Source organism: Eubacterium sp. An11 (genome assembly GCF_002161065.1).
In the GTDB taxonomy this organism is placed as follows: domain Bacteria; phylum Bacillota; class Clostridia; order Lachnospirales; family Lachnospiraceae; genus Anaerobutyricum; species Anaerobutyricum faecale.
Genome location: NZ_NFLV01000003.1, coordinates 183,537 through 205,764 on the forward strand (window position 1 = coordinate 183,537; position 22,228 = coordinate 205,764).

The 22,228-nt window shown below is 48.7% G+C and carries 22 protein-coding genes; all 22 read right to left on the minus strand.

Annotation, left to right across the window (positions count from 1 at the left end; translation table 11 throughout):
* Positions 1–101: 101 nt before the first annotated feature.
* The gene (locus B5E53_RS04175; RefSeq protein ID WP_087312837.1) at positions 102–626 is read right to left on the minus strand and encodes an adenine phosphoribosyltransferase; all 525 of its coding nucleotides are present in this window, start codon (positions 624–626) and stop codon (positions 102–104) included.
* 147 nt (positions 627–773) lie between these two features.
* Complete coding sequence (locus B5E53_RS04180; protein ID WP_087312789.1) at positions 774–1,643, minus strand: Cof-type HAD-IIB family hydrolase; 870 nt, start codon at positions 1,641–1,643, stop codon at positions 774–776.
* Between the two features lie 41 nt (positions 1,644–1,684).
* Positions 1,685–3,721 (minus strand): single-stranded-DNA-specific exonuclease RecJ, encoded by a 2,037-nt coding sequence (gene recJ / locus B5E53_RS04185; RefSeq protein WP_343215584.1) that lies wholly within the window; start codon positions 3,719–3,721, stop codon positions 1,685–1,687.
* A gap of 2 nt (positions 3,722–3,723) precedes the next feature.
* The gene (secD, locus tag B5E53_RS04190) at positions 3,724–5,961 is read right to left on the minus strand and encodes a protein translocase subunit SecD (protein WP_087312790.1); all 2,238 of its coding nucleotides are present in this window, start codon (positions 5,959–5,961) and stop codon (positions 3,724–3,726) included.
* A 4-nt stretch (positions 5,962–5,965) separates the two neighbouring features.
* Positions 5,966–7,321 carry a thioether cross-link-forming SCIFF peptide maturase gene (gene scfB / locus B5E53_RS04195; protein ID WP_087312791.1) on the minus strand — a complete coding sequence of 452 codons (1,356 nt, stop codon included), beginning with the start codon at positions 7,319–7,321 and terminating at the stop codon, positions 5,966–5,968.
* Between the two features lie 188 nt (positions 7,322–7,509).
* A complete protein-coding gene (scfA, locus tag B5E53_RS04200) occupies positions 7,510–7,656 on the minus strand; it encodes a six-cysteine ranthipeptide SCIFF (protein WP_087279556.1) in 147 nt (48 codons plus the stop codon).
* 137 nt (positions 7,657–7,793) lie between these two features.
* Positions 7,794–8,180 (minus strand): TIGR04086 family membrane protein, encoded by a 387-nt coding sequence (locus tag B5E53_RS04205; protein ID WP_087312792.1) that lies wholly within the window; start codon positions 8,178–8,180, stop codon positions 7,794–7,796.
* A gap of 120 nt (positions 8,181–8,300) precedes the next feature.
* Positions 8,301–8,615, minus strand: coding sequence for a preprotein translocase subunit YajC (gene yajC / locus B5E53_RS04210; RefSeq protein ID WP_087312793.1), 315 nt, complete (start codon positions 8,613–8,615; stop codon positions 8,301–8,303).
* Between the two features lie 58 nt (positions 8,616–8,673).
* The gene (tgt, locus tag B5E53_RS04215; protein ID WP_087312794.1) at positions 8,674–9,810 is read right to left on the minus strand and encodes a tRNA guanosine(34) transglycosylase Tgt; all 1,137 of its coding nucleotides are present in this window, start codon (positions 9,808–9,810) and stop codon (positions 8,674–8,676) included.
* A gap of 210 nt (positions 9,811–10,020) precedes the next feature.
* Entirely contained in the window at positions 10,021–11,442 is a 1,422-nt protein-coding gene (locus B5E53_RS04220; RefSeq protein WP_087312795.1) for a 6-phospho-beta-glucosidase, read from the minus strand.
* Between the two features lie 103 nt (positions 11,443–11,545).
* The gene (locus B5E53_RS04225; RefSeq protein WP_087312796.1) at positions 11,546–13,543 is read right to left on the minus strand and encodes a beta-glucoside-specific PTS transporter subunit IIABC; all 1,998 of its coding nucleotides are present in this window, start codon (positions 13,541–13,543) and stop codon (positions 11,546–11,548) included.
* Positions 13,507–13,836, minus strand: a complete 330-nt coding sequence (locus B5E53_RS04230; protein WP_087312797.1) for a hypothetical protein — start codon at positions 13,834–13,836, stop codon at positions 13,507–13,509. The genes B5E53_RS04225 and B5E53_RS04230 overlap by 37 nt, the downstream gene beginning before the upstream one ends.
* Positions 13,799–14,776, minus strand: coding sequence for a MurR/RpiR family transcriptional regulator (locus B5E53_RS04235; RefSeq protein ID WP_087312839.1), 978 nt, complete (start codon positions 14,774–14,776; stop codon positions 13,799–13,801). Before B5E53_RS04235 ends, B5E53_RS04230 begins: the two co-directional genes overlap by 38 nt.
* A gap of 144 nt (positions 14,777–14,920) precedes the next feature.
* On the minus strand, positions 14,921–16,162 hold the full coding sequence (locus B5E53_RS04240; protein ID WP_087312798.1) for a hypothetical protein: 1,242 nt from the start codon (positions 16,160–16,162) through the stop codon (positions 14,921–14,923).
* Positions 16,159–17,043 (minus strand): ABC transporter ATP-binding protein, encoded by an 885-nt coding sequence (locus B5E53_RS04245; protein ID WP_087312799.1) that lies wholly within the window; start codon positions 17,041–17,043, stop codon positions 16,159–16,161. Before B5E53_RS04245 ends, B5E53_RS04240 begins: the two co-directional genes overlap by 4 nt.
* A gap of 196 nt (positions 17,044–17,239) precedes the next feature.
* Positions 17,240–18,523 (minus strand): MFS transporter, encoded by a 1,284-nt coding sequence (locus B5E53_RS04250; RefSeq protein ID WP_087312800.1) that lies wholly within the window; start codon positions 18,521–18,523, stop codon positions 17,240–17,242.
* Positions 18,524–18,691: 168 nt separating this feature from the next.
* Complete coding sequence (locus B5E53_RS04255; protein ID WP_087312801.1) at positions 18,692–19,477, minus strand: hypothetical protein; 786 nt, start codon at positions 19,475–19,477, stop codon at positions 18,692–18,694.
* Complete coding sequence (locus tag B5E53_RS04260) at positions 19,477–20,139, minus strand: RNA polymerase sigma factor (protein ID WP_087312802.1); 663 nt, start codon at positions 20,137–20,139, stop codon at positions 19,477–19,479. Before B5E53_RS04260 ends, B5E53_RS04255 begins: the two co-directional genes overlap by 1 nt.
* Positions 20,140–20,316: 177 nt before the next feature.
* On the minus strand, positions 20,317–20,748 hold the full coding sequence (locus tag B5E53_RS04265; RefSeq protein ID WP_087312803.1) for a hypothetical protein: 432 nt from the start codon (positions 20,746–20,748) through the stop codon (positions 20,317–20,319).
* A 22-nt stretch (positions 20,749–20,770) separates the two neighbouring features.
* Positions 20,771–21,148 carry a DUF2007 domain-containing protein gene (locus tag B5E53_RS04270; RefSeq protein ID WP_087312804.1) on the minus strand — a complete coding sequence of 126 codons (378 nt, stop codon included), beginning with the start codon at positions 21,146–21,148 and terminating at the stop codon, positions 20,771–20,773.
* 34 nt (positions 21,149–21,182) lie between these two features.
* Entirely contained in the window at positions 21,183–21,557 is a 375-nt protein-coding gene (locus B5E53_RS04275; RefSeq protein ID WP_087312805.1) for a hypothetical protein, read from the minus strand.
* A gap of 21 nt (positions 21,558–21,578) precedes the next feature.
* Positions 21,579–21,935: a hypothetical protein gene (locus B5E53_RS04280; RefSeq protein WP_087312806.1), complete on the minus strand. Its 357-nt coding sequence runs from the start codon at positions 21,933–21,935 to the stop codon at positions 21,579–21,581.
* Between the last annotated feature and the right edge of the window lie 293 nt (positions 21,936–22,228).

Sequence of the window (22,228 nt, forward strand, 5' to 3'; positions counted from 1 at the left end):
CTTTATCTCTGTATCACAAAGAAATCCCCGTGCGGAAGTACCGCACAGGGAAACGCCGTTCCCGCCGGCGGTCGTCCGCCGGCAGAAACAGCACGCTTTTATTATTTACCCGGATACACTATGACAGAATCCACATCGTAGCCTTCCAGCTCTTTTCTTCCTTCCAGGCCGGCCAGTTCCATCAAAAACAGCACCTTGACAACCTTTCCTCCCAGCCGCTCGATCATCTTGATGGCAGCAGCGGCCGTTCCTCCTGTTGCCAGCAGATCGTCCACCAGAACTACTCTCTGGCCCGGGAAGATGGCATCCTTGTGCATCTCGATGGTTTCCGTACCGTACTCCAGGTCATATTCTTCACTGATGGTCTCCCGCGGAAGCTTTCCTTTCTTCCGGATCGGAACAAATCCCTTGCTCTTATTATAGGCAAGAGGCATGCCGAACAAAAATCCTCTGGCTTCTGCTCCGGCAACCACATCAAACTCCGTCCCTTCGAGACGTTTCATCAATTCATGGATACTCAGTTTCAATCCTTCCGGATCCTGCAGGACCGAAGTCACATCCCGGAAAATAATTCCCGGTTTCGGAAAATCCGGAATACTTTTGACATAATCTTCAAGCTTTCTCACTCTGCCCACCCTTTCTCTCTAACATAATGTATTTCTCCTTCAGGGACACAGCCCTGCTGCAGGAGTTCTTATGTTAAACTGCGTTTTTATTATAACAGAAATGCCATCGAAAAAACAGAAAAAACGGCAAATCCTTATAGAAATCTTTTATTTAACCGGTTCTTTTAACTTAAGATCACAGAACAATTCAATAGCCCGGGCCACACCTTCCTCATCGTTGGTGGCGGTAATATAATCGGCGGCTTCTTTTACACTCTCTTCTCCATTCTCCATGGCAATGCCCACACCGGCCTCCCGGACCATTTCCAGATCATTATTGCCATCACCGCAGGCCATGATCTCATTCATAGGAATACCCAAAATCCTTCCGAGATTCAAAAGAGCATCTCCCTTATTACAGGTGCAGTGATTAATCTCCAGGTTATTGCTCAGGGAACAGGTGACCGCCAAATCCGGAAGCTGTGAGAGTTCCCGGAACGCTTTCTGTCTGTTTTCCTCATCCTTAAAAAACATGTTGATCTTCTCCACCGGAACTTTATGTTCTCTCACCCAGCCGCGCAGGTCATCAATTCTTGTCCTTGATTTTTTTACCATAGGCTGCAGATAATGCTCAATACCGAAGGCATCCAGATCATCATAGAACCGTCCCTCGCACCAGCCGTTGCCCATGGCATAGGCATCATAAAAGGTGTCGTATTCCTCCAGCAGATCAAAAATCTCCAGCGCTCTCTCCCAGCCTATACCGTTGGTGTAGACTGCCTTTCCTGTGGCCAGTTCCACCACAGCTGCACCGTTTGATGAGATTACATAGCGGACTCCCTCAATATCCGTCAGTTCTTTCGGAATTCCCGACCAGACTCTTCCCGTCGCCGGAAGCACCTCGATTCCCTGACGGATACATGCCTCCAGCACCTCTTTTGTGTGGGGCGTCAGTCTCTTATCTGTCGTCAGAGTAGTCCCGTCCAGATCAAGCCCGATCAGACGGATCTTCTTTTTCTCTATTTTCTTTACTGTCATTGACCATCCCTCATTTACTTTCTTCTTTGTCTTTTATGATTTTATCTTCTATGTTCGGCATACGTACCCGTATTTTTTGTCTGTTTCTGACTGCTTCCGCAGTTGAAACGATAATTCTTCACCACAATCTGCATGGTCTTTTGTCCTCTCCATTCATTGATTTCCGGATAGTACGTGCAGTCCATGCGGATAACGGAAGGCAGACCTTTTTTGAGGCGCTCCGTTTCCTCTTTGCCGCAGCATTCTTCCATATCCTGAAAAAAATGGGCGGTATCGCCAAAATAAATGGCATCCATGCTGTATCCTTCCTCGTCCCGCAGAAACATTTTCAAACACCGTCCCGTATTTCCGAGAATCCGGGTTCCCGTAATGTAAAATCCTTTCTGGGCAAACAGCGGTTTCTGATTCCCATTTCCAAAAGGCTCCAGCAGATCAAGCTCCGATAAAAACTCTTCTGACAGCCACGAAACCGGAAGGGCAATATCAATATGTACCTTTTTGACAAAATCCTCTTCCGTAAGCTTTGCGTTGGCATTGAGCCTCTCTCTGAGTTCCGGAAGCCTGTCCTCTTCCATGGAAAGCCCCGCCGCCATAGGATGACCGCCAAACTTGGTAAAGCAGTCCTTCACTTTCACCATCTCGTTATACATGTGATAGGTCTCTATGGAACGGCCGGATCCTTTCAGTCCTTCCTTCGTCCGGGTAATGACGAAGACCGGTTTATTATAGCACTCTCTGATTCTTCCTGCAATAATTCCTGCAATACTTTCATGACAATCCGGCAAAAAAGCCACCAGAACCTTATCATGGATATACCCGGTGGACTCCAGATACGCATGGGCATCCTCCTCCCCTTTCCGGGTCATCTCTTTTCTTTCGGCATTGAGTTCCAGCAGCTCCTCCGCCATATCTCTGCAGCGGGATATATCGGTGCAAAGCAGTAAATCCAGGGCTTTTTTCGCTGTTGTAAGTCTGCCTGAAGCATTGATGCAGGGTCCCAGAACAAAGCCCAGGTGATAAGCCGTCAGTTTTTTCTCCTCCAGATGATTGGCGGCAATGAGTGCCCGAAGTCCGGGAATCCTTGTATGATTCATCCGTCGCAGGCCCTCTTTTACAAGAATCCTATTCTCATCCTGCAAAATCATCACATCACAGACCGTTGCCATGGCTGTGATCTCCAGGAATTCTTCTGTCTCCCGCCGGTCAACTCCAAAGGCATCATACAAAAGCTGTATAAATTTATAGACGACCACCGCCCCGCAGATATTTTTAAAAGGGTACGGGCAGTCCGCCTGCTTTGGATTGATCACCGCAGATGCCTCCGGAAGAATCTCCCGGCGGACGCCATCCTCTTCTGTAAACGGAACGTCATGGTGATCCGTCACCACAAAGGTCATTCCCAGGCTGTTGCCGTAAGCAATCTGCGGCGCAGCGGCAATCCCGTTATCACAGGTGATCACCGTATCGACACCATCTTCATACGCCTGATCAATGAGATGTTCATTGATGCCGTAACCATCGGCAATCCGGTCAGGAATCCGGTAATCCACCTGAGCGCCGCATCTGGAAAGTCCTTTATACAAAATATAGTTGGAAGATACGCCGTCCACATCGTAGTCAGAGATAATGCGGATTCTTTTCCCCTCTGTAATTTTTTTCTTTATGATCGCAACGCCTTTTTCGGCATCCTTAAGCAGCGAAGGATCATACAGATCCTCCAGAGAACCATAAAGATACCGCTGCATCTCTTCCTCTGTGGTCAGATCCCGGTTCCGCATGAGTCTCGCCAGCACCGGACTGATGTGAAACCTTCTGGCGATTCCGTTAAAATCCGCCCTCTTGGCGGAAATAAACCACTGCTCCACCTGATTCCTCCCTTCTGTCATCCTTTGAAAAACTGTATCAGAAGACGATCTCCGCTGTAAGTCCTCTGTTGTAAAAACTTCGTCGAAATCTCTTCCAACACAAAAAGAAGGAGGCGCCAAACCCACGGCGTTCTTTCCTCCCGGCTGCAGGTTCTCCATTTCCTGCCGCCCGGAAGAAGCCCGCCGCCCCCGGCAGCCCCCTGAATGATACATTTCTATTTTTTCTTCTTTTTGGATGTCTTTTTCGGTTCATCCTTCTTTATCTCGTCCTGCTGTGCCGCCTTCTTCTTGCCAGCCTTTCTTCTGTCAGAAAACATCTTCATGCGGTACCACAGCGGTCCCGTAATACATACGGAAGAATATGCTCCGAAAACAACACCGCACATCAATGTCAGTGAGAACTCTTTAATAGCCGCAACACCTACAATATACAAAATGGTGATGGTGATAAAGGTTGTCAGCGATGTATTGATGGAACGGGTCAGTGTCTGGCTGATACTGGTGTTGACCACCACATCCAGACCCTGTTTGGTCAGCTGAGTATCTTTCAGATTCTCACGGATACGGTCAAAAATAACGATCGTCGCATTGATCGAGTATCCGAGAATGGTCAGCATACATGCGATAAATGTACTGCCCACCGACAGTCTGGCAACGGAATATACCGTAAAGACACAGAGCACATCATGAAGCAGAGCAAGCACCGCACTGACGCCAAACTTAACATCTTTAAACCGGAACGCCACATAAATGAGCATGCAGATCGACGCGATTGCCACCGCAATGACGGCATCCTGACGCATTTCACTGGAAACACTTCCTGTAATCTGCTGTACCTGATAATCCGAAATCGAATAGCTGTCTTTCAGAGCAGTTTCCAGAGCCTCTCTCTTATCCAGAGAAAGCTCGCCGGTCTTCACCACCAGCTCATTGGCTCCCTGCACTTTCTGACTCTGTACCGTTCCTCCTCCGACAGTCTCTCTCACCGTATCACAGATCTGCTGGTCAAGAGTATCGGTAATCTCATCATCCAGAGTCATGGTGATGGCGGTACCTCCCGAGAAATCCAGGTCGAAATTAAGCACTTCACCGATGGACTTCTTATTGATCGGCAGGAACACAAAGCCCAAAATGATCACAATGGCAGACGCCACCATACAGAACTTGCTGAACTTAATATAGTTAAATACTTTGAATACCTTTGCACGTCCGTAGAACTTCTCATCTTTAAGCCCCAGGTTATAAACGCTGAGCATCAGCCGTTTTGTCACAAACAGAGCGGTAAACATAGATAAAATGATACCGATGGCCAGAGTCTGCGCAAAACCTTTGACCGTACCGGAGCCTCTGAACCAGAGCACCGCCGCCGCGATCAGAGTGGTAATGTTACCGTCCAGAATGGCAGACAGCGCCTTGTGATAACCGGCTTCAATGGCGTTGATCACCGACTTGCCGGCATTGATTTCCTCCTTGATACGGGTGAAGATAATAACGTTGGCGTCCACCGCCATACCAATGGCCAGTATGACACCGGCGATACCGGGCAGGGTCAATGTGGCGTTAAATCCGTTGATCGCCAGCAGATTCAGGATCACATAGATCAGTAACGCGAAACCGGACATCAGACCAGGAATCCGGTAAAGAATGGTCATAAACAAGAAGATAACCACAATACCGATGGCGCCGGCCAGAAGGCTCGTGTCAATGGCATCCTGCCCCAGTCTTGCTCCCACCACATTGGACTGTACTTCCGTAAGAGTCAGCGGCAGGGCGCCGATTCGGATGGTGGACGCCAGATCTTCTGCCTCCTCATAGCTTTCCATATTCTCGATGACACATTCTCCATCGGTGATGGAAGACTGCACCGTCGGAGCGCTGACTACCTGTCCGTCATAATAAATGTAAATCGGTTTGCCGATATTCGCTGCCGTGGCATCGGCAAAAGCCTTTGCCCCCTCATCATCCATGGACAGGGAAACCACATAATTGGCAATACCGTTCTCATCATAGGTGCCGGCTTCCGCACTCTTGATGTTGGAGCCGGTGAGCACTACCGTTCCGTCCTCTGTCTGGAAGGAAAGGTCACCAGGTTTTCCCAGTTCCTCCAAAATCTCATTGGCATCTGTTGCTCCCGGAATCTCCACAGTGATCCGGTTGGAGCCTTCCTGATATACCTCTGACTCTGTGCTGTAATTCTGCACACGAAGCTGCAGCTTATATCTGGTATCATCCATATCCGTCTGGGAAGGATTCTTTTCATTTACTTCGTAGGTGACACTGACGCCGCCGGCTAAGTCAAGACCCAGCTCGATATTTTTGGCGGAACCAAGGTGATTCTTTCCAAGGCCGACCAAAACTGTGTAAAGACACACAGCAGCGACAACGATCGTCACCAGAATGGTCAGAACCGCATTCCGCTTTGGATTGCTGTTCTTTTTACGTTTACTAGCCATCTCATTACTCCCTTTCCTGTGCCAGCGCGGCCTGAATCATAATGGCACATTCTACACGTTTTCTTTCCATCTCACAGCTAAGCTCGTAAGCGTCGTCGATGACACCGTGGAACTTGTAGGAATTCGCAGCACAGCCGCCGCTGCAGTAAAATCTCGCGAAACATTCCCGGCACTTGTCCTTCGTGTAAACATTGCACTGCCGGAATTCATCGCAGATATCTGTTCTCTTGATACCGTCAAAGACATTGCCCAGCAGGAACTTCTCCTCACCCACGAACTGATGGCACGGATAGAGGTCTCCCCACGGCGTCACCGCCAGATATTCTGTTCCGCTGCCGCAGCCGGAAAGCCGCTTGGCCACACATGGACCGCCGGTCAGATCGATCATAAAATGGAAGAAATTAAAGCCTCTTCCTTCCTGATTTCTCCTGATGATCTCTTTGGCGAGGCGGTCGTATTCCTCAAAAATCTGCGGCAGGTCTTCCTCACGGATAGCGTAAGGTTCCTCCGGCAGACCCACCACCGGCTCCATGGAAATCTGCTCAAAGCCCAGATCTGCCAGATGAATGACATCCTTGGAGAAATCCAGATTTCTTCTGGTAAATGTACCTCTCACATAATACTTCTGCTGATGTCTGGACTCCGCAAAGCGGATAAACTTCGGCATGATGATGTCATAGCTGGACTTACCGTTGCGGGTCGGACGCATATAGTCGTTGACTTCCTTCCGGCCGTCCACGCTCAGGACCACGTTGTCCATCTCCTTGTTGGCAAACTCCATGATCTCATCATTTAATAAAATTCCGTTGGTGGTCAGAGTGAACCGGAAGTGCTTGTCATATTTTTCTTCCAGAGAGCGGCCGTATTCCACCACTTCTTTGACTACGCCAAAGTTCATGGTCGGCTCGCCGCCGAAGAAATCCACTTCCAGATTATGACGGTTTCCGGAGCTTCGCACCAGAAAATCAAGGGCAGCCTTTCCCACCTCGGCACTCATCAGCGCCCGGTCTCCTTTATATTCACCTTCCTCCGCAAAACAGTAGCGGCAGGCCAGGTTGCAGTCATGGGCAATGTGAAGACATAAAGCCTTGACAACGGTTTTCCGTTCCTTTACCTCTTTAATATAGTCTTCATATATATCGTCCGTAAACAGAAGGCCCTGTTCTTTCAGCTCCTGAACCTCCTGATAAGCTTCTTCCACCTCAGATTCTCCGTAAGAAAGCTTCTGCTTGATCTCATCCAGAGTATTGTCTTCAAAAAGAGCAACCACATCATATACCACATCGTCTACCACGTGAATGGCTCCGCTGCAGATATCCATTACGATGTTGTATCCGTTATTTTTATACTGGTGAACCACAATCTGTCTCCTTTCTGTCTTTTTAATTTTGTATCATAATTGTTATGATTTCATCTCATATCATGACAGTTATGGACTGCCCCATCCGGACGCAGTTCCCTCTGACGGCGCATCCTGTCCATAAATCCCATGACACAACAGACAGGGTGAACAGATTCCTCTGCTCACCCCATTATTCTGCGGTTCAATTATTTGTTGTTCTCGCAAGTCTGGTTACCAACCGTACAGGATGTCTTGCACGCGGACTGACAGGATGTCTGACATTCTCCGCATCCGCCTTTGCACATGCTTACAGCATATGTCTTGTTGCCAGTAAGTGTTTTAACACGCTTCATACCAAATGCCTCCTTGCTCATAATCTTCTATGTAGTCTGAAACGACGCCTGAACCGGCCGTCTCAAATTACCGTGCCATAAAACGACACTCCTTTGTGTAGTATATCACAAACGATTTTATAAAGGAAGAGTTTTTTTCAGCTTAACATTCCGCCCAGCATCCCGCTGCCGGCGCAGTACAAAAATGTGGTAAAAAGAGAAAACGCCTTTGTGGACAATTCCTGCCCGCTGCCAGCCCTGAGCAGCAGTAAAAACAGAAAATACAGACATCCCACAGCAAGTCCCCACAAAAATCCCCTTGTATCATTGCGTCTCCCACAGAAAAATCCTCCCGCAAAACAGGAGACCACGCTGATACAGATAATGCCGATTCCCTCCACGCCGGGAGACATTTCTGTTTTGAGCATGATAAATGCGAAGATTCCGATGAGAAGGAGCGTCATCAGGGCCGCTGCCACCGCGCCAATGAGAAGTGAAAACACCTTTTTTCCGGCGGAACTTACAAAGATTCCTTCTGTTTTCATGGTGACACCTCAGAACTTTTTTACAATTTATGAGAAGGAAAGCTATTTTAGACCTGTGAAAATGAAAACTGCCGCGGCAGCTCATCTTTTTGATGTACGCTCCCGCGGCAGTCTGTCTTCTTATTCTTCTTCTGTTTTGGAAAGATTTGGTTTCTCCACTGCCGCGATGGCATCCTTCTGCATCGGGATACGGCAGTTACGATTGTTACCAAACTCAACGATCACCGTGTTATCCATGATATCGATGATCACACCGTAGAATCCGCTGGTGGTGAGAACGCTGTCTCCCGCCTGCATGCTGGCGTGCATGGCTGCAGATTCTTTCTGCTGCTTTCTCTGCGGACGAACCATCATGAAATAGATGATCGCTCCAAAAACAACAACATACAAAACAATTGTTATAATGTTAGCACTTGCTGCCTGATTTAATAACATGTGATACCTCCATTTTCTTTTCTTTCTATATTATTATAACAGAATTATAATAACGAAATCATGTCTCTTCCGGTGTCAGAAATCCTTCCAGAGTCTCTTTCTTGAACTCCTTATACCGATGTTCCTCGATGGCTGTCCGTATGCGCTCCATCAGATGATTATAAAAATACAGGTTATGGAGAACACAAAGACGCATGCCGAGCATTTCCTTTGCCTTCAGAAGATGTCTGATATAGGCGCGGCTGTAAGTCCTGCACGCCGGACATCCGCAGCCCTCCTCAATAGGTCTTGGGTCCAGTTCATATTTTTTATTAAAAAGATTCAGCTTCCCGTGGGCTGTGTAGACATGTCCGTGCCGTCCGTTTCTCGACGGATAGACGCAGTCAAAGAAATCAACACCCCGGTCCACGGCCTCTATGATGTTGGCCGGTGTTCCCACTCCCATCAGATACGTCGGCTTATTCTCCGGAAGACAAGGCACTGTCTCATCGAGGATGTGATACATCTCCTCGTGGGTCTCGCCTACTGCCAGACCGCCGATGGCATACCCATCCAGATTCATCTCGCTGATGATCCGTGCGTGTTCCTTCCGCACATCCGCCAGAACTCCACCCTGATTGATGCCAAATAAAAGCTGATGCGGATTCACCGTATCCGGCAGGCTGTTCAGCTCCGCCATCTTCGTCTTACACCGTGCCAGCCAGCGGGTTGTCCGCGCCACAGAATTGCGGATATAGGATTCATCCGCCTTACTCGGGGGACATTCGTCAAAGGCCATGGCAATGGTCGAGCCAAGATTCGACTGAATCTGCATGCTCTCCTCCGGTCCCATGAAAATGTGATGGCCATCAATGTGAGACTGGAAATATACGCCCTCTTCCTTAATGCGCCGGAGCCCTGAGAGGGAAAACACCTGAAAGCCGCCGGAATCCGTGAGAATCGGCCTGTCCCACGCCATAAATTTATGGAGTCCGCCAAACTTCTTGATCAGCTCATCTCCCGTCCGCACATGCAGATGGTAGGTATTGGACAGCTCTACCTGGGTTCCTATTGTTTTTAAATCGTCCGTGCTGACCGCTCCCTTGATGGCGCCCACCGTTCCCACATTCATGAAAACCGGCGTCTCAATGGTGCCGTGCACTGTCTCGAGCCTGCCTCTTTTTGCCAGGCCGTCTTTCGTCAATAAAGTATACATATTCTCTCCTATTTTATACATACAAATTTGATTCTAGCACAAAGGAAAAAAATGTACAACTCCTTTTTGTAAAAAAACCTCTCTGCCGGACGCATTTTCCCAATGATCAGAGTTTCTGTCTGACTTTTGGGTGCCTTATGATCCGGCAAAGAGGAAATCATTGTTTTTTAAATTCTCTATTCTTTTGATTATTCTGTCGTTTTAAATTCTCTATTCTTTTAAGTTCTCTCCATTTGCGGCTATCACTGCCTTATACCAGTGAAACGATTTTTTTCTTGTGCGGTTCAGGGTTCCGTTTCCCGCGTTATCCTTGTCCACGTAGATGAGCCCGTATCGTTTGGACATCTCTCCGGTGGTGGCGCTGATCAGATCCACACAGCCCCACGGAGTGTACCCCAAAAGTTCTACGCCATCCTCATCCACCGCCTGCATCATGGCCAAAATGTGGGAACGCAGATAATCAATGCGGTAATCATCCTGAATGCTTCCGTCCTCCTCCACCTGATCCATGGCGCCCAGACCGTTTTCCACAATGAACAACGGCTTCTGATAGCGGTCATAAAGGGCGTTTAAGGTAATGCGCAGCCCTGTCGGATCGATGGGCCATCCCCACTGACTGCAGGTAAGATACGGATTTTTGGCGGAGGCAAATACATTTCCTCCCGAAGCCTCTCCCTGTCCGTCTGCCCGGACACATCGGCTGTTATAATAGGAAAGAGAGACAAAATCCACCGTGTTCTCCTTTAAAATCCTGGCATCATCCACACCAGTCTCCAGGCGGATGCCCTCTTTTTCCAGAAATTTTTTCGCATAAGACGGATATTCTCCTCTCACCTGCACATCGATGAAGAAATAATTCTCCCGGTCTTTTTTCATGCTCTCCCACACATCGTCCGGATTGCAGCTATAAGGATATACGCTGCCTGCCGCCAGCATACAGCCAATCTGAAAATCCGGGTTGATCTCATGGGCCAGTTTTGTGGCCAGTGCCGAAGCCACCAGCTCATTATGCGCTGCCTGATATTTTACCTGAAGCTGATTTTCCCCTTCCTCAAAACAGATACCGGCTCCCATGAACGGCAGATGCATGAGCATGTTGATCTCGTTGAAGGTAATCCAGTAGCGGACTTTTTTCTCATAGCGCCTGAAGAGCGTTTCACAGTAACGCACATAACAGTCGATGACCCGGCGGCTTCTCCAGGAGCCGTACTTGTCCACAAGTGCCAGCGGTATATCAAAGTGGCAGATGGTCACAATGGGTTCAATGTGATATTTGAGCAGCTCGTCAATAAACGCATCATAAAAACGTAGACCTGCTTCATTGGGCTCTTTTTCCTCTCCCGTGGGAAAAATACGGGACCAGGAGATGGAAAATCGATAACATTTCAATCCCAGTTCCGCGAACAACGCAATGTCCTCTTTATAATGCCCGTATACATCCACGGCCTCCCTGCCCGGATAAAAGGAATCTTCCGGAAGTTCTTTATAATTCATAACGCCTTCCATCACCGGCATCCGGTACTTCCCGTGGGGAAGTACATCCACCAGCGCCGGTCCCCGTCCGTCTTTATCATAACCGCCCTCGGACTGATTGGCCGCCGTGGCGCCGCCCCATAAAAAATCTTTCTGCATGTTCTTATCCTCTCATCTGTGTAAGACCGGCCATTGTAATCCCCATTTCCGCCGGTCTTACATTTATACAAAAATTATCTGATACCCTTTTCTTATATTTTCATTATCTTTGAACGCAAATCAGCGCATCTCCTGCGGAAACATTTTCTTTGTTGACAGGAATCACAGCGGCGTACTCTGCGGTGTTAGCCACCAGCACCGGTGTCACCATAGAAAATCCGGCTTTTGTGATCAAATCCATATCGAACTCCAGCAGTTTCTGCCCTTTTTTCACCACATCACCAGCCTTTGCCAGAGGGGTAAACCCTTTTCCTTCCAGCTGCACCGTGTCCATACCCACATGGATCAGAAGTTCCACACCATCCGTGGTGGTCATGCCGATGGCGTGACCTGTCGGGAAGAAGGCGGAAATGGTTCCGTCCGCCGGTGCATAGATGACTCCCTCCGCCGGCATCACCGCTGCGCCCTTTCCAAGGGCTCCGGAAGAAAACGCCTCATCCTGCACATCAGATAAATTTACCACTGTTCCTTTCAGAGGACTTGCGATGACCATTTCTTTTTTATCTGTAGCATGATTAGTTTTTGCGGATACGCCGCTTTCCTCTGCTGCAGACGCATTTGCCTCCGATACATTTGCTGTGGATGCACCAGCCTCAGCTGCCGATACATTTGCTGCGTCGTCGGCCACTGCAGCCGGCTCTTTATCTTTATAGAAGATCATGGTCAAAGCAAAGGCGATGACCATGGTAATGCCGATTCCCGCAAAAGCCACGATGATATTTCCCATGGTTCCGTCCGGATTCATCATGTTTGGCAGCTCGAAAATACCCATGCCGCCCAGGATGAATTTACGGAAATTAAAGTGTCCGTAGAAGGCGCCGCCGATACCGCCGGCAATACAGCTTAAAATAAATGGTTTCTTGAGCGGCAGCAGAATACCGTAAATGGCCGGTTCTGTGACGCCGAATATACCGGAAATGAAGTTCGGAATCGCCATTTCCTTTAACTGTTTGTCCTTCGTCTTAAAGAAGATGGCAAGAACAACAGCGGATGTTGCAAAGGTACATGCAAAGAACGGCATCATCACATTATCATAGCCAAGCGTCATGACGTTATTGATATAAACCGGGATGAAGCCCCAGTGCATGCCGAAAATAACGAGAATCTGCCAGGTAGCTCCCACCACGGCGCCTGCCAGCAGCGGACTGAAGCTGCGGATGGCCAGCGTAAATTCTGAAATCAATGTGGAGCCGAAGGTCGCGATCGGTCCGAGGAACAAAATGGCAACCGGCAGGGTGATGAGCAGTGTCAGCATCGGCACAAAGAAGAATTTCACCAGATCCGGAATAAATTTGTTAAAGAGTTTCTCGCATTTGGATGCGAACCACACAGCCAGGATGACCGGGATCACTGTTCCCGTATAATCCACGGAAATGATCGGGATGCCGAAAAAGTCGATGTACACCGGTGAGGAAAACATCGTTCCCGACAAGATGTTGTAAAGAGGTTCTCCTGCTGCGGAAAGAGCGCTCTGCTGAATGGCCGGATAACACATGGCAGCGCCGATGGCCAGACCGAGCATTGGTTTTAATTTGAATTTCTTTGCCGCTGTATACCCGAGGAACAGCGGCAGGAAAGTAAACAGCGCATCGCCCGCCGCATTGATGATCATGTATCCGCCGCAGGTATCGCTGTAAAGCCCCAGCGTTACCAAGAGAGTGTTCAGTCCCTTTAACATACCGCAGGCGGCCATGATCCCTAAAATCGGCTGGAAGATACCGGACACCACGTCGATGGCCCGGTCCAGCAGTTTGCCGGACTTCTTCTCTTCCTCCGGTGCATTTCCTTCTGATAAAGATAAAAGCGGCATCACATCTTCAAACACTTCCGGCACATGATTTCCGATGACCACCTGATACTGTCCGCCGCTTTTCATAACGGTGACCACTCCGTCCATATTTTTCAGGACTTCATCATTGGCAAGACTCTCATCTTTCAGGGTAAAACGAAGTCTTGTGATACAATGAACCAGCCCCAGTACATTTTCTTTGCCGCCGACATTCTTTACGATATCTTCGGCAAGCGCATGATATTTTCCCATGACTTTTCTCTCCTCCTGTATCTCTTTTGTTTTGATGGACTCACTATAGCATGTCCCTCTATCCTGAACAACCAATACAGAAGCGATAGATTCATTGTTTCAAAATGCACAAAAAAAGAACCCCCGTCTCTGAAACGAAGGTTCATTTTTACTATTTTATATGTATCCGGCGATCCATTTTTAACATTTTTATTCTCTGCCGCTCTCCACTTCCCGTCATGTTTACTCTTGTCCGTCCTCCACTTTCCGGCATGTTTAGCGCTGTCCGTCTTCCACTTCCCGATATTCTTCATCCCGGTACTTTCTGTCCTCCCGGGCAGCGGCCCGTTCCTTTTCCTCCCGGAGACCGCCACCCTCCACCGTCTCCTCGTCGTACATCCAGTAAGGCCGGTTCAGCAGCAAATGCATGTGGTCCAGCATCTCAATGGAGGACGCCGTATGTTCCTCATACCGTCTGGACAGGCAGAGCGCAAAAAAGACATCAAACACATAGTTGGCAGCCGCAAAAGAACTGATGACATCAAGGCTCAGCAAAGAATCCCTGTTGGGAATCTCCACCGTCTCATGGCACCACTTCTTAAGAGTATCCCCGTGAGGGCCCGCAATCCCCACCACATAATTGCCGGTGGCTTCCCGCAGATACCGGGCAATGCGGACCACCGTCCGGTTGGCTCCCGTGAAGCTCAGCAGAAAGGCCACAGTCTTCTTATTCTTTCTCGCTGCCAGATAATGTCCGTTGATACTCTCGTAGGCGGAACACTCGATACCCAGGGTGGCAAATTTAAAGGCCGCTTCCTTAGCCAGATGATAGCTGATGCCCGTTCCGTAAATATCAATACACTCCGCTCCCTGCAGATAATTATTAATGCGGATCATCACATTTTTGTCAAAAGAAAGCCGGGTGTTGGTGATGGCCTTGTCATAGAGCACCGGCAGCGTATTGATGATATCCGTGTAAGTGCTCTGCCCGTTGACAGGCTCGTTGGCCAGCATCCGGTCAATGCGGTTCTTCTGATTTATCTCCTCCACCAATTTAAGCTTAAATTCCTGATACCCCGCCAACCCCAGTTTCTGGCACAGACGCACCACCGTCGCCTTGCTGGTATATGCCGCCCGCGCCAGTTCTCCTGCAGACATGGACGGAACCTGCTCCTGATGGTTCAGGATGTAATGCACCACATCTCTCTCATGATTGGTAAAATGTACATCTTCTTTTAATTTCTCCAGTAACATCCCCGCTTGTTCTCCCCTCTCCTGTTTTTCCTGCCCGGCCTTTATTCCAGTGATGCACGGGCAGGAACTTCTGCATATTTTATTTATGATAACATATGTCGAAAGAGTTTTCAGCAAAGAGCTGCGGAAAATATCCGGAGAATTTCACATACTCCTCCGGCAATAAGACCATACCGTTCCGATGAGCAGCACCGGAATCCAGATGGCCGCGACAATGAACATCAGATGTACGTTCCAGACGGAAAGGCCGCCCAGGTGCATGAAGTCAAGTTCTGTCATGGCGTACATGAGACTGTTGTTCAGCCCGATGGCCCCGCCAGGCAGAAGGCACTGGAGCCAGTTTCCGATGATTTCCGGCGCACCCACATAGGAAAGGATCGGCAGGATACAGAAAAACATGGCGGCGGCCAGGGCCACAGCGGCGTTTCTGATTCTGGAAGAAAGGAACAGGATCAGGCTCATCAAAGAGAGAAACAACAGGAAACTTCCCAGCAGATTGACCCATTCCAGCTCCCCGACGGTAAGCGCCGGAAGGCTGCTGACAGAAAAGATCATCTGCATGGATGTTTTGGTACTCTCCCATCCAAACAGGGTGTTTGTCATGAGAATCCAGACTACACCGCACAAAAGGAAGGTGACACCGGTGATCAAAAGTGCCGCCAGTATTTTTATCACTGCCAGACGGAGACGTCCGTATTTTGTACACCGGAGGATGTCATCCGCGCCGGTCTGATAATCCATGGAAAAAACGGGTGATACGATGACGGCACAGAAAACTGTCAGCAGAAAAATATATAATACCTGATAGTCCATGGAATTGCCGGACACGCCTTCATAATACTGAAATGGCTTTTTCACTTTCTCATACATGACCTGTGCTTTGTCTATGTCTTTCTGACTGCTGCCTTCCATCCGCATGAGATTGGCAAGCCGCACCGGCGCCTTCTCATAAAATGTACCGACTTCGTCCAGGCTCAGGTCCAAAAATCCCGGCGCCATGCCGGTTTTTTCATCAGAAAACACCTCCCGCACACCATGTACAAATGGCTGGTAAATCATCAGCCTGTCATAGTAAACGTCCTCCGGCAGCTCAAAACTATCCGTGACCCCATATTCTTTCAGAGCACTTTGATATTCCTGCACCGCCTGTGTTATCTTTTCGGTTGTCACTTCTCCGGAGATCTCTGCTCCCTCTTCTTTCATATAGCGGACAGCCGCGAGACCGCTGAGCTCTATCCTCTCTCCGCTGTCGCCGCGGCAGCTGACACCCTCGAAAGTTACCGGAAGATACGCCATCAAAGCAGAGAACAGCAGCGCCACGAGCAGCAGAATCCAGGTAATCCTTGTCCGTAAGATTTTTCTCATTTCCAGTATAAAAATTCTCATGATATCCCTCCATTCTTCTCCTGTGGGAACAGCCACAGGTACAAATCTTCCATCCTCGGCGCCGCAGGGACACTCCCCTCGATCTGTGGCGTATCCGCCAGATAACGAAGAGAAATACGACCGTCCTCCTCATTTCTCAGATTGACGATCCGAAGCCGGTGTTCGTATTCCAGCAGCTTCTTCTCCGGTATTTTTCCATTCCATACTTTTCCGTCCACCATCCGGGTCAGCTCCTCCGTGGAACCTTCCGCGATGATTTTCCCGTCTTTCATAATAGCGTTCTGCATGGCGATGTACTCCACATCTGAAACAATGTGCGTGGAGATCAGCACGATTTTATCGTGGGCAAACTCCGAGAGCAGATTACGGAAACGGACCCTCTCTCCCGGGTCCAGTCCGCTGGTGGGCTCGTCCAGCACCAACACCTCCGGCTCGTTAAGAAGGGCCTGGGCAATGCCCACCCGGCGCTTCATCCCTCCGGAAAGCTTGATGATTTTCTTGTTGCGGACCTCCGTCAGCATCATCTGTTCCAGCAGCTCTCCCACTTTCCGTTTCGCGTCCCGTTTCGTAAGACCCTTTAACGCTGCCACATAATAGAGATAGTCTTTCACCGTAAACTCCGGATAAAAACCAAAATCCTGGGGCAGATAACCAAAACGATCCCGATATTTTTCTTTCAGCATGGTAATCGGCAGGCCATCATACTCCACCTGTCCTGCGGTGGGCCGCATGATTCCAGCGATCATCCGCATCACCGTCGTCTTTCCCGCGCCGTTGGCTCCCAGCAGACCCCAGACTCCCGGCGTCAGACGCAGGGTAACGTCATCAACAGCAGTTTTATCTTTATATTTCTTAGAAATGTGATTCAAATATAATTCCATGGCATTCCCTCCTGTTAAATAGAACATCAATGACAGCTGTGATCTGTTCTTATTTACTATAACGATCGACAGAGAAAAAATGATTTATAAAAATGCAAAAAATCAGACTCCCTTATTCAGGAAGCCTGATACGTTCATCAAGAAAAACCATTTTATTGATAGTCCCTATGGCAAAGCAGGGGGTACGGCACATTGATTAATTGGATACCGCTCTTTTCCCGGCAAGGCCTGCGCTTTTTTTGAGAAGCATTTTCTCGTGCATCAGTACCATGACCACAAGGCCCAGCAGCAGATACAGCGGAAACAGCGATACGCTGACGCCGTTGGCGATAAGACCGAACACCGGAGGCATCAGACAGGTTCCCACATAGGCGAAAGCCATCTGCACTCCCATCACAGCCTGAGAATTGCTTCGGCCGAAATTCTCCGGTGTGGAGTGGATGATGGACGGATAAATCGGCGCACAGCCAAGTCCCAGCAGCAAAAGTCCTGACAATGCGGCCAGATTGCCGACAGGAAGCAGCAATGCAACGACCCCCAGAAGAATGATCGCCTGCCCCAGGCGAATCATCTGCGAATCACTGAACTTCATGGTAAGGAATCCACTGAAAAAACGGCCCACGGTGATCCCGATAAAAAACAGACCGGCAAATCCTGCGGCACTTTCCGCCGACATTCCTTTATGAAGGACCAGATAGCTTCCCGCCCAGAGGCTGGTGGTCTGCTCCACCATACTGTAACAGAAGAAGGAAACCATCATCTCCTTTGCTCCCGGAATACGCACGATGTCCCGCAGAGAAAGCGGTCTGCCCGACTCCGCCGGCAGGGAATCCTGGGAATCATCAGCGGCGCTGCCCGTTTTTGCACCACTGTCTCCCGCAGCGATATTCTTCGTCTCTTTCCCCTGTTCCGCTTCCAACTCCGCCCCGGCAGCCTTTTTTCTCCAAAGCGGCAGACTTACGAACAGAAGTACCGTCAGGCCAATCTGCAGAAAAGAAATGGCACGGTAGCCCATATTCCAGCTCTGTCCGCCGGTCAGCACCTGACCCATGATACATGGGCCGACGGAGGCGCCGATTCCCCACATACAGTGAAGCCAGCTCATATGACGGCTTTTATAATGAAGGGCGACATAATTGTTGAGAGCCGCATCCACGCTCCCCGCCCCAAGGCCATAAGGAATCGCCCAGAGACAGAGAGCCACAAAGGAGCCGCTGACAGAGAATCCAAACAGAGCGATGGCAGTCATCAGCACACTGACCGCAGTTACCTTCCCCGTTCCCAGTTTCCTGGTCAGACGATCACTCTGCAAACTGGAGACAATGGTTCCTGCCGCTATGATCATAAAAATCATTCCGGAAAAAGAAACCGGCACAGAAAACTCTTTGTACATGGATGGCCACGCGGAACCCAGCAGCGCATCCGGCAGTCCCAGGCTGATAAACGCCAGATAAATGATAATCAGCAATAAATGAATCATCAGATTACTCCCCTTTTTCTTTCTTAATTATAAATCCGATTCATAGTATCACTAACCCGGGAAATGTACAAGCCTCTTTTTGCTAAAAATGAAATTGTCATAACAGTTCGGCCATATGCCCGGGAAATTGCATGAGCCGCGTGTTTCCGGGGCATCATTGCTGCACTGTCACACCCCGTCCGCCAACTGCAGCTCTTCATAATCCGACCGGCACATCAGATACCAGAGCTGATACACACACAGGAAAACCAGCAAAATCAGTACAACCGCGAACATCAACGGCATTGCCGGAAAACTGTCTTCTGAATAGAGATAGGGCTGCCAATGGCTCCATCTCATTATCAACAAAAAAACAACCGCGAAAAGTCCGGCAGACGCCCATGGCAGATGGTTGGAACGCAGATGAGATAAAAAGAACAGACAGCCGGCCGCCATACACAGGAAAGGAAACAGCAGACACAGCCCTGTCCGCAGTGTATCCAGAACAGAGTGTCTCGTCATGACAAGGAAAACCCCTGTCAGTACACTGATGTTCCCTGCTCCCGTCCAGATTAATTTTGCCGCCAGCAATGTCTTTGAAGACATATAGGATGCTGCCTCCAGTTCACTCATCTTCCACCGGCCGGGACGACAGAAAAATGGCACTGCACTGAGCATGATCAGACCGGAAAAGGCACTGAGATACCGGATGGCATAGACCGGAATCTGCATGAAACCAGTTCCAAACGTTGATACAGTCAGCGCCGTGATCAACAGAAGCATACATAGCTGCGCTGCCCATATTTTCCATCCCACATATTTCCCCTGAAGCCAGAAAAACCTGGCAAAAGAAATCCTTTCGCTCCTCTTTTGTCTCCCCGCCTCAATCTTTGCCAGGGCAATGGTCCGGGAAAGCCCGCTCTCCGCATCCGGCACAGGCATCTGATGCATCATCTCCCGCAATTTCTCTTCCATTAAAAACCTTCCTCCTTTTCCAGTTCATTTTTCAGATATTTCAGGGCAGCCCGCAGCCGGGACTGCACCGTCCGCAGGGGCAGCCCCACAATCTCCGCGATCTCCCGCATGGTCAGATCCTGCGAGCAGCGCAAAATCACGATCTCCTTTTGTCCTTCCGGCAGCTTCTCCACCAGCCGCAGTACTTCCATATCAGAATCTACTCTCTCATAGCCGGTTTCCGCCCGCCCTGCGGGTTCTCTTTCGGCATCTTTCCACAGTTCTTTCGATCTTCCTTCCCGGTCATCGTATTCTGCCAGACTCTCAAGCGACAGCTCCTGACTGCTCTTTTTTCGTCTCATATCAATGCATGTATTGGCGGCGATCCGGTATAAAAGCGGGCGGATAGAACGGAAATCTTCCTTCCCTGCCCGATTTTTCCCTTCTTCGCCTTTTCCCTTTCTTCCCCTGGCATATTTCTTCCCGGTCAGCTTCTCATTGAAGTACCTCACCAGTTTGAGAAAAGTTTCCTGAGCGGCATCCTCCGCCATGGACGGCCCGGGCGCATGCCAGAGACAATATTTAAAAATCTCCGGATAATACCGGGTAATCACTTCTTCCAGCACATCCGGCTGTTCCCGCGTATTCTGTTTATTATCTTCCTTTGCTTTATCCGGGCGCATCAGAACCTTCCTTTCCGGGTATCCCCTTATTTACTATAACGAATCAAAGAGAAAAAATGATTACGCCCGGACAAATTTTTTCACAGATTCCTCCATGACCGCCGCAAAACTTTCGCCAATATATGCGCAAAAAAATCCGGCATCCACATCGGACACCGGATCGTCTTGTACACACTCTCATTCAAAAAGCTTGCTGACAAAACTTTTGGTCTGCCGCATCTCCCCTGTTTTTATATAATGATCATCCACGCATAAAACCGTCTTCTCAGATTCTTCTGACAGATAAAACACAGAAAAATATTCGTTGCCGGTAATCACCACTGAAAAAATCCCTTCTCCCTGCACAATTGGAGAAATCGCATTTTGACTGCTGTATCCCTTAAACTGTGCTTCTTTCTTTATCAAATCAAATAAGGTGTTTTTTTCTTCCTCATCTAATTCCAAAGAACTGCCGTTGTCATCATAACTTTTCACTGTCACCACCGTATCTTTACTGTCAGGAAAATACAGGGCATTCTTCCACAAAAGCTTTCCATACGAGTAGTTCAGGAAATACAGGGCAAAAAGAATAATGAGTATTATAAAGAATATTTTTTTCTTATATTTCAATAAAAATACCTCTTTCCAAGTCTCAAAACAAAATCTGGAAAATGCATAGCAGAAGAGTCATAACTGCCAGCCATCCGAGAACTGCCCGCGCGGCAATCATCCGGTTTCTGTACCACGGTACCGTTACAGCTCCGGCCATATCCGCATCATACCCCGGTTCGCCGGCATGCCGGCTGTCTGCCATTGTCCGGGCGGTATGCTGTTTTATAATCTCCGCCGCGCTCTTTTCATCCTCCTCCTGCACATAGATTCCGTTTCCTTTCATGGACATTCCCCAGACAATTTTCACATAGTCTCCGCTGCCTTCGGAAAAGGTACAGGCCTCAATTCCCTGTGCTTTCAATGCGTCTGAAAGCGCCATAGCTTCCATCTCATCAGCGGCCGTATATATTTTGATCATTGCCGTCCCTCCTGTCTCAGGATATCTCCTGCTGTCATTTTTTATGCAGAATCAATTCTTCTGTCTCTTCGTCGCATTGAATCTGGATATTGATCTCGTCGAATTTCAGTTTCGTGTCATTGAGACTGACGGTTATCTCTTTCCCCTGGTGGAGATATTCCCCTTCGTCATATTCTTCATGTTTCCGCGAGGTCTCCAGCCCTGCCTGCACCGTGATATCCATGGAGCGGATCTGACGGTCCTCTCCACGATACCGGATACGCAGCTTCCGTCCGGACTCCCGGTATTCTGCCTCCCAGTTTTCCGTCTCACTCCTCCAATCAGAAGAAGTGCGAAAAACAAAGAACAGAATCAGCGCGATCGCCAGCAGGCATAAAATAGCAATGATTGGTTTTTTCCATGTTTTCATAACCATCCCTCCCGGTAATCTTTATCTATCCGTCTTCAGACGCCATACGCACCAGTCAAAAAGCAACAAAGCCGCGGCGAGTATCTGATACACCGGCAAAATTCCTAAAACGTACGAACTATACCAGAAAAGATAATGACCAAGAGCCAGATTTACGATAAAAAACAACAGATGAACCAGCAGGCTCTTTTCTTCACCTCTGACCAGCAGTACCACAAAAAACGCCATGATAATCGGAAACACTGTCGGCACCAACAGATTCGGCCAGACATTAAATGTCCTGTCGGCGTAATCATTGGCTGCCCGCTGGCAAAACGGATATGCCAGTGCCAAAACTGTAATTATCACAGAAATCAACACATCATAACTTTTCTTCATATCTTGCACCTCCCGCAATACTTTTTGCCAGATTCTAAATCTGGCTTCTGTTGCCTTCTTGTTTCTCTATTTTTTATAATACTACAAATCTATAGTATAAGCAACGACACTTTGTTACATATGTATTGCATTTGAAACAACATTTCATTAACAAAATAATCTAAAGCTTTTCAGTCCGTAAAAATAAAATTCTGTCGTTTTTTCTACATTTTTTGTCTTTTTATCTTGAAATTATCGCTTCGTTACGGTAAACTAGTGAAGGATGAGACAAAGAGGTATTGCATCGTATGCGA